This is a genomic window from Pseudomonas sp. D5(2026) (assembly GCF_057766845.1).
This window is the reverse complement of the sequence record NZ_CM173421.1, coordinates 4,087,252-4,098,778: the sequence shown is the minus strand read 5'-3', so window position 1 is coordinate 4,098,778 and position 11,527 is coordinate 4,087,252. Positions and strand designations below refer to the sequence as shown.

General features: G+C 61.5%; 11 protein-coding genes and 1 tRNA gene. 6 read left to right on the top strand and 6 right to left on the bottom strand.

Annotated features, from left to right (window positions below):
• Nucleotides 1-40 precede the first annotated feature (40 nt).
• From AC3B5Q_RS18965 to AC3B5Q_RS18950, 4 genes are all read left to right on the top strand, one after another.
• On the top strand, nt 41-232 hold the full coding sequence (locus AC3B5Q_RS18965) for a PLDc N-terminal domain-containing protein (RefSeq protein WP_003252818.1): 192 nt from the start codon (nt 41-43) through the stop codon (nt 230-232).
• A gap of 139 nt (nt 233-371) precedes the next feature.
• The gene (locus AC3B5Q_RS18960; protein ID WP_028698248.1) at nt 372-2,429 is read left to right on the top strand and encodes an LTA synthase family protein; all 2,058 of its coding nucleotides are present in this window, start codon (nt 372-374) and stop codon (nt 2,427-2,429) included.
• A 206-nt stretch (nt 2,430-2,635) separates the two neighbouring features.
• A complete protein-coding gene (locus tag AC3B5Q_RS18955) occupies nt 2,636-2,872 on the top strand; it encodes a hypothetical protein (RefSeq protein ID WP_021783096.1) in 237 nt (78 codons plus the stop codon).
• Nucleotides 2,873-3,049: 177 nt separating this feature from the next.
• Nucleotides 3,050-3,382 (top strand): ribonuclease E inhibitor RraB, encoded by a 333-nt coding sequence (locus AC3B5Q_RS18950; protein WP_003252824.1) that lies wholly within the window; start codon nt 3,050-3,052, stop codon nt 3,380-3,382.
• 45 nt (nt 3,383-3,427) lie between these two features.
• Here AC3B5Q_RS18950 and AC3B5Q_RS18945 read toward each other — a convergent pair whose 3' ends face one another.
• Nucleotides 3,428-4,228 (bottom strand): cytochrome c, encoded by an 801-nt coding sequence (locus tag AC3B5Q_RS18945; protein WP_028698249.1) that lies wholly within the window; start codon nt 4,226-4,228, stop codon nt 3,428-3,430.
• Nucleotides 4,229-4,755: 527 nt separating this feature from the next.
• Here AC3B5Q_RS18945 and AC3B5Q_RS18940 point away from each other — a divergent pair.
• Nucleotides 4,756-5,490, top strand: coding sequence for an amidotransferase (locus tag AC3B5Q_RS18940; protein ID WP_010952873.1), 735 nt, complete (start codon nt 4,756-4,758; stop codon nt 5,488-5,490).
• A gap of 101 nt (nt 5,491-5,591) precedes the next feature.
• Here the strand turns inward: AC3B5Q_RS18940 and AC3B5Q_RS18935 are convergent, their stop codons facing one another.
• The 3 genes from AC3B5Q_RS18935 to AC3B5Q_RS18925 all read right to left on the bottom strand — a co-directional run bounded on the left by AC3B5Q_RS18935 (nt 5,592) and on the right by AC3B5Q_RS18925 (nt 8,233).
• Nucleotides 5,592-6,563: a magnesium and cobalt transport protein CorA gene (locus tag AC3B5Q_RS18935; RefSeq protein WP_021783098.1), complete on the bottom strand. Its 972-nt coding sequence runs from the start codon at nt 6,561-6,563 to the stop codon at nt 5,592-5,594.
• A 67-nt stretch (nt 6,564-6,630) separates the two neighbouring features.
• Complete coding sequence (locus AC3B5Q_RS18930) at nt 6,631-7,344, bottom strand: lysophospholipid acyltransferase family protein (protein ID WP_021783099.1); 714 nt, start codon at nt 7,342-7,344, stop codon at nt 6,631-6,633.
• Between the two features lie 199 nt (nt 7,345-7,543).
• Nucleotides 7,544-8,233, bottom strand: a complete 690-nt coding sequence (locus AC3B5Q_RS18925) for a crotonase/enoyl-CoA hydratase family protein (RefSeq protein WP_028698250.1) — start codon at nt 8,231-8,233, stop codon at nt 7,544-7,546.
• Nucleotides 8,234-8,431: 198 nt separating this feature from the next.
• On the opposite strand from AC3B5Q_RS18925, the gene AC3B5Q_RS18920 reads away from it, so the two are divergent.
• Nucleotides 8,432-8,521, top strand: a tRNA-Ser gene (locus tag AC3B5Q_RS18920).
• 139 nt (nt 8,522-8,660) lie between these two features.
• Here the strand turns inward: AC3B5Q_RS18920 and AC3B5Q_RS18915 are convergent.
• Nucleotides 8,661-10,793, bottom strand: a complete 2,133-nt coding sequence (locus tag AC3B5Q_RS18915) for a TonB-dependent siderophore receptor (RefSeq protein ID WP_488392706.1) — start codon at nt 10,791-10,793, stop codon at nt 8,661-8,663.
• A 215-nt stretch (nt 10,794-11,008) separates the two neighbouring features.
• Nucleotides 11,009-11,389 carry a hypothetical protein gene (locus AC3B5Q_RS18910; RefSeq protein WP_012053335.1) on the bottom strand — a complete coding sequence of 127 codons (381 nt, stop codon included), beginning with the start codon at nt 11,387-11,389 and terminating at the stop codon, nt 11,009-11,011.
• Between the last annotated feature and the right edge of the window lie 138 nt (nt 11,390-11,527).

Below are 11,527 nucleotides of genomic sequence, written 5' to 3'. Positions count from 1 at the left end.
GACTATGCTGTGCAGCAAAGCCTCTGACAGGAATTCAGACATGGGATCTACCTTCAACAGCCTGGTCGGGCTGATCATTCTGGCACTGGATATCTGGGCCATTCTCAACGTGATCAAGAGTGGCAGCGAGGTGGGCATCAAGGTGTTGTGGATCTTGTTGATCGCACTGCTGCCGGTGGTGGGGCTGGTGATCTGGGCGATTGCCGGGCCGCGGGGGAATGTGCGGCTCTAGGCGCGTTACTGACATAGCCAGAAATAGGGCCGTGACAAAATTTTCACATGGGTTTAAACAGAATCCGCACCCGCATAATGCTGCGTTGGTCTAGCGCCATCGCCTCTTCGCAAACCGCAATCCTAGGACCTTCCCATTCATGGCTAACACGGACGCCTTGAAGCAACAGGGCGCGCGAACGTCGTTTTCGCCGACCCTGAAATCCCACCTGGCCTACACGCTGCTCAGCGGCCTGGTGATCATGCTGATGCTCAGCCTCGTGCGCCTGGCGCTGCTGGCCTACAACAACGACATGGTCGGCGATACCCCTTATGCGACTGTCGCCGAAGGCTTCCTCAACGGCTTGCGCTTCGACCTGCGGGTGGTGGTGTACATCAGCATCCCACTGCTGCTGGCCATGCTCAGCCCTTGGGCCATGGCCCGGCGTGGTGTGTTCCGTTTCTGGCTGACCCTCGCTTCGAGCGTGGTGATGTTCCTCGGCCTGATGGAAATGGACTTTTACCGCGAGTTCCACCAGCGCCTCAATGGCCTGGTGTTCCAGTACATCCAGGAAGACCCTAAAACCGTCATGAGCATGCTCTGGTACGGTTTCCCGGTGGTGCGCTACCTGCTGGCCTGGGCCCTCGGTACCTGGCTGCTGAGCCTGCTGTTCAAAGGTATCGATCGCGCTACCCGAGCCGAAGGCCTGTACCGCGTTGCCCCGTGGTACAAGCGCCTGGCGGTATTCATGGTGATCTTGCTGGTGGCCGTGGTCGCTGCCCGTGGCACCCTGCGCCAGGGCCCGCCGATGCGCTGGGGTGATGCCTTTACCACTGACTCCAACTTCGTCAACCAGCTGGGCCTGAACGGTACCCTGACCCTGATCGACGCCGCCAAGAGCCGCTTCAGCGAGGACCGTGCCAACATCTGGAAGCCGGTGCTGGAGCAGGACGTGGCCACGCAAAGTGTGCGTGAGCAACTGCTGACGGCCAACGACACACTGGTCGACGCCGACGAAGCCGCTATCCGTCGCGACTTTGTGCCGCCGGCTGACCGGACCCTGCCGATCAAGAACGTGGTGGTGATCCTGATGGAAAGCTTCGCCGGCCACTCGGTAGGTGCGCTGGGCAGCCCCAACAACATCACCCCGTACTTCGACAAGCTGGCCAAAGAAGGCCTGCTGTTCGACCGCTTCTTCTCCAACGGCACCCATACCCACCAGGGCATGTTCGCCACCATGGCCTGCTTCCCCAACCTGCCAGGTTTCGAATACCTGATGCAGACCCCGGAAGGCGGCCATAAGCTGTCGGGCCTGCCAGCCCTGCTCGGCGCCCGTGACTACGACGACGTGTATGTCTACAACGGCGACTTTGCCTGGGATAACCAGTCCGGGTTCTTTGGCAACCAGGGGATGACCACCTTCATCGGCCGTAATGACTTCGTCAACCCGGTGTTCTCCGACCCGACCTGGGGTGTGTCCGACCAGGACATGTTCGACCGCGGCAACGAAGAGCTGGCCAAGCATGATGGCAAGAAGCCGATCTACGCGCTGCTGCAGACGCTGTCCAACCACACGCCATATGCGCTGCCGAAGGACTTGCCGGTAGAGAAGGTTACCGGCCAGGGCCGTCTGGACGAGCACCTGACCGCCATGCGTTATTCGGACTGGGCGCTGGGCCAGTTCTTCGAGAAGGCGCGTAAAGAGCCTTACTTCAAGGACACCCTGTTCGTCATCGTCGGTGACCATGGCTTTGGCAACCACCAGCAGGTTACCGAGCTGGACCTGGGCCGTTTCAACGTGCCGTTGCTGCTGATTGCCCCGGGCATTCAGGAGAAGTTCGGGGCGGTGAACCACACCGTGGGTACCCAGGTTGACATCGTGCCGACCATCATGGGGCGCCTGGGCGGCAAGACGCGCCATCAGTGCTGGGGGCGCGACCTGCTCAACCTGCCTGAGGGTGACCAGGGCGTGGGCATGATCAAGCCGTCGGGCAGCGAGCAGATCGTCGGGCTGGTGCAGGGTGACCGTATCCTGATCGAGTCCAAGGACATGAGCCCGCGGATGTACCGCTACCAGCTGGGCAGCGAGTTCAAGGCCGAGCTGATCGAAAGCCCGGACCAGCCGGAAATGCTCAAGAGGCTGGAAGCGTATATCCAGACTGCGACCAAGAGCCTGCTGGATAATACCGCTGGCGCAGTGCACAGCACGCAGAAGTAAACCGGGGCCGCGTTGCGGCCCATTCGCAGGCTTGCCCGCTCTCACAGGCATTGCTCAGGGTTCGAACCTTGTGCTGGCCCTGTGGGAGTGGGCAAGCCCGTGAAGGGGCCCCGCACAACTTTCCCGGACTGAACATTCTCCCCGCCCCAAGGTCAGTTATTCAGGCATCACACACCTGGTGTTCGTTGACTGAGAGGGTCCGTTCAATGAAAGAGTGGGAAGTCATCTTTGCCGACCAGAAGGGCGAACCGTCCGCATTGCTGTTGCATGCCGAGCATTGCCCCAGCGAGGAAGACGCTGCGCGGGCCATTCGCTCACACTTGTTTCCGGTGATGGACGAGCTGGACCTCAACGACTTCCAGGACCGTATCATCTCCCCGACTGCTCGCTGGCTCAAAGAGCACAGTGGTGTGACCATCACCAGCATTCACGAAGCACCCTGAACCACACGTTTGCGTGCTGCCTTGGCAGGCGCTACGCTGGTGGAGGGCCTGCCTGTTCTGCGGGTTGGCGCCGCCTCAATAATTCGCGTCTTGCATCAGCTCGAACTGCCCGGCCAATGCCGGCAGGTGCGTAGTGCACGGAAAGTCTATCCATTGCTTTATTCAGGAGGACGATTCATGAGCAGCCAGAACGACGATATCAGCAGCAACGTCCTGCGCCAGATGAAAGCAGGCGGTTTCGACTTCACCCAGATCCACCCCATCGAGTTCTATGCCGTATTCCCGGACGAAGCAGGGGCCCGTCGTGCCGCCGGGCAGTTTCGCGGGGAATCGCTCAATGCCCAGGTGAAGGAGCTGGGCGACGGTGCCTGGCACCTGGAACTGAGCAAGGTCATGTACGCCACCCATGGGGGGATTGGCGACTTTGAAGAGGCCTTCGAGCAGTTGGTGACACCGTATGGGGGTGAGGTGGAAGGGTGGGGCGTCAAGCACGAACGGCTCACGGCCTGACAGTTTTGTGTAGGCCCCTTCGCGGGTTTACCCGCGAAGAGGCCGTCAAGGCTTACGCGTTGCCATGTGCCCCAAATAGGCCAGCAGCGCATCCAGTTCCTGCTCATTCAACACACTTTCGGCAAACCCCGGCATCTTCGCCTGCGGCCACTGCCGCAGGCTCTGCGGGTCCCGTATCAACTTGCGCAAATAAACCGGCTGAAAATACTCGGTCGGGTTATGCGGCACATTCAAGTCCGGCCCCACCTGCCCATCTCCCGCACCGTTCAACCGGTGGCACACCAGGCAGTTCTGCTGGAACAGGGCAAAGCCCTGGCGCACCGGGCTGTCGGCCGGCAGCTTCGGGTCGGGCAGCAGTGCGGGAAACCGCTGGTGCACCGGGGCCAGCTTGCGAAGGGTGGCGATCTGGAAGGGCCACTGTTCAGGGCGGATGCCGCTGGCCTGCGGTGCAGTCCACACCAGGTAGAACGGCCCGGCACTTGGCTTGCCTTTAGCCAGTGGCGGCCACGGTTTGCCTGGGTCTTCCACGGCCAACCAGGCCCTTGCCGGCCCTGGCTGCAGCAATGCCGCGGCGGGCATTTCGGCGGCAAAGCCATCCAGCGCCACGGCCTGCAGGTGATCGCTCGCGCTCACACCTTCCAGCAGCGTGGCCAGCGGCACCGCCCGATAGCGCATGGGGCGTTTGTAGGAAACGTCCTGTTCGATGCTGATATCCTGGGCCTCAGGATGGCCAAGCAGTTCGGCGCTGCTCCACTGGCGCGGTGTAGCCCCCAGTTCAAGGTGCAGTTGCGCCGCCGACAATGGCAGGCTCAGGAGCAACGCTAGGAAGGCAAGGCAGTGGCGCATAGGCAATCTCCGACCATCAAGGCCAGCAGGTTACCTGTGCGTTGCCCCTTGGCGCCACTGCCGCCGTCAGCCAAACAAACGTGTAAGGTTCGGCAAGATCAATAGCAATGTAGTGGCGAATAGAATGAGCCCAGCTTGGCGAATTTTCGATTGTCTGAACATGGCGGACCGCCTTCTTGTTGTTATTCCTGAATACCCGTTGGCTTCCTTGTCGCGTTTCGGGTCGATCACAGTGGCGTTGCGTGGCGCCTGACTGCTTGCCTCTTGAAAGTGGATATACATCCAACAGTAGGGTGTGCGTTATCCATGCTTGAGAACCCTTTGTTCTAAATGTTTGGTAAAAACATTTCTTTTGGCTATGAGGCCAAGTGCCAGCCAGCTGGCATGCTCTATCTAGACACTGGCGCAAGTGCCAGGCACGCACCGACGAAATGTGACCGTTCGTCAGCGCAGCCTACTTGCTTGTACGTGCCTTTCGCGGCAGTCTCTACAGCAGATTCCCACCCATGTCGTTCAGGACTACCCCTATGTCGTTACGCATCTGCATCCTTGAAACCGATGTCCTGCGACCGGAGTTGACGGCGCAATATCAGGGCTACGGCAGGATGTTCGAGCAGCTCTTCTCGCGTCAGCCGATTGCCGCCGAATTTTGTGTGTACAACGTGATGCACGGCGACTATCCCGCCGACAGTGAAAAGTTCGATGCCTACCTTGTGACGGGCAGCAAGGCCGATTCGTTCGGTACCGATCCGTGGATCCAGACCCTCAAGGCCTACCTGCTCAAACTGTACGAGCGTGGTGAGAAGCTGCTGGGCGTGTGTTTTGGCCACCAGTTGCTGGCCTTGACCCTGGGTGGCAAGGCCGAGCGGGCCGAGCAAGGCTGGGGCGTGGGTATCCATCGCTACTCGTTGGCGGCGCATGCGCCGTGGATGGACCCGGAGGTGTCGGAGCTGACCTTGCTGATCAGTCACCAGGACCAGGTGACCGAGCTGCCGGAAGGCGCCACGGTGATCGCCTCCAGCGATTTCTGCCCGAATGCGGCGTACCACATTCGCGACCAGGTGCTGTGCTTCCAGGGCCACCCGGAGTTCGTGCACGACTACTCCCGCGCACTGCTCGATGCGCGCCAGGAATACCTGGGTGACGAGGTGTACCACAAGGCCGTCGCCAGCCTGGCCACCGAGCACCAGGGCGATCTGGTAGGGGAGTGGATGTTGCGCTTTATCCAGCAGCCGTCAAAGGCCGGCGACAGCGCCGCATAATCGGTTGCAACCCTTCGCGGGCACGCCCGCTCCCACAGGTTGCTCACAATTTTCAGCATTGTGCGCAACCTGTGGGAGCGGGCGAGCCCGCGAAGAGGCCATCAAAGCCAACCCGATTTCTTGAAGCTGGCATACAACCCGGCACACCCCGTCGCAATCACCCCCAGTACCGCGAAGTAACCGTAGTGCCAGCTCAGCTCTGGCATGTTCTGGAAGTTCATGCCGTACACCCCGGCAATCGCCGTAGGGAACGCCAGAATCGCCGCCCAGGCCGCGAATTTGCGCTGCACGATGCTTTGCCGTGACGACTCCAGCAGCATGCCGATCTCGATGGTCTGGCTGGCAATGTCGCGGATGCCGGCCAGGTCTTCCATCTGCCGTGTCACGTGAATCTGCACATCACGAAAGTACGGGCGCATGTTCTTGTCGATGAACGGGAAGTTCAGGCGCTGCAGTTCTTCGCTCACTTCAACCATGGGCGCCACGTAGCGGCGCAGGCGCAGGATGTCGCGGCGCAGGCTGTGCAGGCGGCGGATGTCGTCTTCCTGCAGCGAGCCGCCCAGTACGCTTTCCTCCAGCTCTTCGATCTCGCCATGAATGGCCTCGCTGACCGGCTGGTAGTTCTCGGTGACGAAGTCGAGCAGGGCGTACAGCACGAAGTCTTCGCCATGTTCCAGCAGCAGGGGCCGGGCCTCGCAGCGCTGGCGGACCATGGCGTAGGACTTGGAGTGGCCGTTGCGGCAGGTGATGATGTAGCCGTTGCCCGCGAAGATATGGGTTTCGATGAATTCCAGCTTGCCTTCGTGGCGCACGGGCGAGTAGGTGACGATGAACAACGCGTCACCGAAGGTTTCCAGCTTGGGCCGGCTGTGTTTTTCCAGGGCATCTTCGATGGCCAGTTCGTGCAGGTTGAACTGGGACTGCAGGTTGGCCAGTTCCTCGGCATTGGGCTCTTCCAGGCCGATCCACACGAAATGCCCCGGCTTGCGCGCCCACTCGCTGCCTTCGTCGATGCTGATGTTGGTGACCTTTCTGCCGGCGCTGTACACCGCCGATGCCACGACTCGACCCATGGTTGTCCGCTTATTCGGTTGAACACGGATACAGCTTGGGCTGTACCCGGCGCCAGAGCAACCCGGATCAGGCCAGTTCTTTTTCCATGCGGTCAATGCACTGCTGCATTTGCCCCCGGCACTGCTCGATCAGCGCTGGCAGATCCTGCGGCGTCATGCCCGTCGTGGCAATGGGTGGCAGCGAGCGCACTATCACCGTGCGCTGACGCCAGCTGTTCAGGCTCAGGCGCCTGGCATAGCGGCTGACGCAGACCGGCACGATCGGCACACCGGCTTCGATCGCCATATGAAATGCGCCTTTCTTGAACGCCAGCAAATGCTCGCCGGCATTGCGGGTGCCTTCGGGGAAAATCCAGATCGAGGTGTCGTCCTGCAGAACCCGGGTGGTCTTCTGTATGGCCTTGCGCGCCTGATAGGCATTCTTGCGGTCGACCAGCACGTTGCCCCCCAGCCAGAACAATTGGCCGAACAGCGGGATCCAGCCCAGGCTCTTCTTGCCGATGGCGACGGTGCGTTGTGGCACCACTTGGCCCAGCACGAACAGGTCGAAGTTGGACTGGTGGTTGGCCACGATCACACAGCCGGGCGGGTGGTCCCACAATGGGCCGACTTCGGCCTTGACCTTGATGCGCATCAGCCAGGTGGCCGGCAAGCTGTAGAGCCGGGCGAAAACGCGGCTGTTGTCAGGGTTGAAGGGGCGGCACAGGCCAATGATCAGGCCCACGACGCCAACGGCAAGAAAATGCAGCCCCAGCAGGAACATACGCAATGAATAAAGCATGGTACGACTCACACCAGACAGTCGCCGGGCAGTGTACGGGTGTGCACTGGTTGGGGCAAACCTTGGTGCAGGCCTGTTCCGGCCCTTTCGCGGGCAAGCCCGCTCCTGCACAGGTTGCGTATGCCCGTTGAATTGCGGATTTCCCCGCGTAGAGGGCGGATGTGCAGGCGCGGGCTTGCCCGCGAAAGGGGCCGTGCCGCTAGCCCATATGCTGCTGGTCCAGCTCGATCGCCTTGTCCAGCGCCTCCAGCAGCCCTTTGCGCACTTTCAGCTTGGTGTTCTTGTGCGCCAGCATGTTCAGCTTCTTCAGCTCCCGCGCCGCAGTCATTGCCGCTTCCTGCAACTGCTCGGCCGGCACCACCTTGTCGAGGAAGCCGGCATCCACTGCACCCTGCGGGTCAAACACTTCGGCGTTGATCACCGAGCGGTGGAAGGCCGAGCGTCGCAGGCGGTCGCGGGCCAGTTCAATACCGGCGTGGTGCATGGTCATGCCGATTTGCACTTCGTTCAGGCATACCTTGTACGGCCCTTCGACGCCAATGCGGTAGTCGGCCGACAGCAGCAGGAAAGCGCCCTTGGCCACGGCATTGCCGGGGCAGGCGACCACCACCGGGAACGGGTGCGACAGCAGCCGGCGGGCGAGGGTGGAACCGGCGGTGACCAGGCTGATGGCCTCTTTGGGGCCGCTGGTCATCACCTTGAGGTCGTAACCGCCCGACAGAATGCCCGGCTGCCCGGTGATGATCACTACTGCACGCTCCTCGGTAGCGCGGTCCAGCGCTGCATTGAAGGCAGTGATGACGTCCGGCGAGATGGCATTGACCTTGCCGTTGTTCAGGGTAAGGGTGGCGATGCCGTCTTCGGCGTGGTAGGTAATCAGCTCGCTCATGGCAGAGTCCTTTTGTTGGCGTGGCGACGACGTTACCCAGCGCCAGGGGCGAGGTAAAGCAGCAAGGCTGACTGGTCGGTCAGCGCTCACGGCAGCCCAAGTGCAAATACATGAAAAAATTGAAAAAAATGCTTGCCAAAGGGAAAGTCTTTCACTAAATTAGCGCACCTCGACGGGCCGCAAGGCTTGAAGAGAAACGGTGAAGTGTCCGAGTGGTCGAAGGAGCACGCCTGGAAAGTGTGTATACGAGAAATCGTATCAAGGGTTCAAATCCCTTCTTCACCGCCACATTCTACGAAAAGCCTCCGCGCTGAAAAGCACGGGGGCTTTTTGTTTTCAGGGCCATTGGGGCTGCTTCGCAGCCCATCGCGACACAAGGCCGCTCCCACAGGCGTACCCGATTTCCTGTGGGGGCGGCCCCGGTAATCTAGAAGCTGATCGAAGCCGAAAGCCGAGCGGTACGCGGTGCCCCCTGGAACAGGTAGTTGTCCCCCAGGTAATCGCCCACATCGCGCCAGTAACGCTTGTCGAACACATTATCCACCGTCAGCCGCAGCACCGTGTCATACCCGCCGACTCGCGTACGGTAACGGCTACCCAGATCGAACACGGTATACCCGCCAACCTCCACATTGCCCGCCTGGCTCGCATACTTGCTGGCGCTGTAGCGCGCCCCACCCAGTAGCGCCAGGCCCGTTACTGGCAGGCTGTATTCGGCATGCAACGCCGCGCGGAACCGGGGAACGTTGATTGCCTGGTGGCCTTCGTAGTCATCGGTACCGCTGTTCTGCACCCGCGCCCGGATGGCTGCCGCACTGGCCTGTACCTGCAGCTTCGGGGTCACCCAGCCGCTGGCGCCCAGTTCCAGGCCGGTATTTTTCTGCTGGCCTTGCTGCACGTAGGTGAAGTTACCGGTGCCGTCCGGGCGTGCGTACTGGTAAGCCTGGCGGATCTGGAACAATGCGGCACTCAGGCTCAGGCCTTGCCAGTCCTGCTTGAGGCCCAGTTCCAGCTGGCGGGAGGTGGTGGGCGCAAGGATTTCAGCCGCATTGCTGGCGAACCAGGGGGCCGTACCTCCGGCGGACAGGCCCTTGGCGTAGCTGGCGTATACCGTGGTGTTCGGCTGCGGCTTGTAGATAAGCGCAGCGTTGGGCAGCAGCTCGTATTGGCGGGTATGGCGCCCGGCTACGCCGTTCTCGTCCCAGGTCTTTTCATCCAGGCGTACTTCACGGGCGCCCAGCACGGCCTGCCATTGCTCGTTGAAGCTGATGCGGTCGCTGATGAAAAAGCCGTACTGGCGGCTGTCCAGTCGACGTTCGCTGGCGCCTACGGGTTTGTCGGACGGGGCGAATGCAGGGGAGCCGGTGTTGATGTTGCCGGTACCAAGCCACTCGTTGTAGTACGGGCGCTGATCCAGCGTACGCCGTTGCGCACTGGTACCCACGATCAGCTCATGCCCCACGCCCAGGGCATCGAAGTGCCCGTTGAGCGTGGCCTGTGCCTCGTCGGTACGACGGGTATCGTCGGGGCTGCGAAAGTCATAGATGTCGTAGTCACCATTGCTGCCGAAAAACGCCCCCTCGCTCGAACCCCAGGCAAACGCACTGTAGTCGTCGATCACCACTTTGCTGCGGGAGGCGCTCAAGGTGCCGGTCCAGGTATCGTTGAAGCGGTATTCGAAGCGCCCGCCCAGGTTCAGCGAGTCGTTCTGCACGGGCTTTGCCCAATGCTGGTAGGCCAGGCGGTCTTTCGGGTCGATGCCGTGGGGCACTTCAGTGCCTCCGAGCAGTTGGTAACCCGGCACCGACGCCTGTTCGCGGTGCTGGTATTCGGCATCCAGCTGCAGGGTGGCATCCGGGTTGATCTGCCAGTCGAACGCCAGCGAGGCGAAGTCGCGCTTGCCGTCAGCGTGGTCGACGTAGGCGCGGATGTCTTCATGGGCCAGATTGGCGCGCAGGCCGAACTGCTTTTCGCTGCCGAACCAGCCGCCAAGGTCGGTGGCCAGATAGCGTTCGCCCTGTTCGTTGGTCGATACCGTGACGCTGCGTATGTCTTCGGCGCGCTTGGTCACATAGTTGATCAAGCCGCCCGGCTCCGACATACCGCTCTGCAGCCCGGACAGGCCCTTGAGCAATTCCACCTGCTGCTTGTTCTCCAGGGCTACGTTCTGCTCTCCGGCAATGGTCTGGCCATTGATGCGATAGCTACTGGCGGCGTTCAGCTCGAAGCCGCGCACATTGAAGTTTTCGTAGTAGCCAATCGGCGCATAGCTTTCGCCGACCGAGGCATCGCTTTGCAACACTTCGCTAAGCGTGCGGACCTGGCGGTCTTCCAGTAGCTGCTGGCTGAACACGCTGACAGAGGCGGGGGTGTCGAGCAGCGGCGCGGGCTGGAAACCGCCCACAGCCGCCTGGCGTGCCTGGTAGCCATCACTGGCGAAGGTGTCGGAGACCTGCAAGGGGGCAAGCACCACGCTGCCTTCGGCAAGCACAGGCGGGCACTGCAGGGCCAGGCCCAGGCTGAGCAGGCTCAGGGGCAGGCGGGGGTGATGCGGGGGCATGCGATGGGGCTCCTGGATGCGCGATACCTGTGCCGGCCCTTTCGCGGGTAAACCCGCTCCTACACCGGTTGGCGATACACCGGGTGGGGATACCCCAGGTGGTGATATCCCTGTAGGAGCGGGTTTACCCGCGAAGAGGCCGGTACAGGCCATGAAAAAGGCGGCATCTTATCAGCCGCCCTCTACATAAAACGATCCAGGCCCGGCGTATTCAGTCAGCCTGTCCTGATCGGCCGCTTGTGCTGCCGCCAGTTGTCATCGATCTTCGACCAGGTCTTGCCATCGGTAATGGCCATCAGCTTGCGTCCATCCTTGAATGTGGCCAGGAAGGTGGCTTCTTCTTCCTTGCCGCCCAGCCACAGCCCGGCCAGCAGCCCCACTGGCCCTGCCACCAGGGCGCCGGCCACGCCCCAGCCCAAGGCGCTGCCCAGGCTGCGGTTGGTTTCCAGGCTGGCCAGCCGCAAGTCGCTGATGCGTGCCAGGGAAATCCGTTCACCGGGTGAGGGGCTGCGCGCGGTCTTGAGTGTGAGCGATCCATTGCGATACTCGCCTTCACCTTGCAAGAAATCGCCGGATTGCACCGTGAGTCTTGTCATAAATTCATCCTGTCAGGGAAAGGGCATTTTCCAGCGCTTACTGAGCGCTGCCCCGGCAGGCAAGTCAACGGCATTGCGACGGAGGGTAGTGCGGTACTTTGTCGCCGTGGCCAATGGCCTCTTCGCGGGCGCTTCACA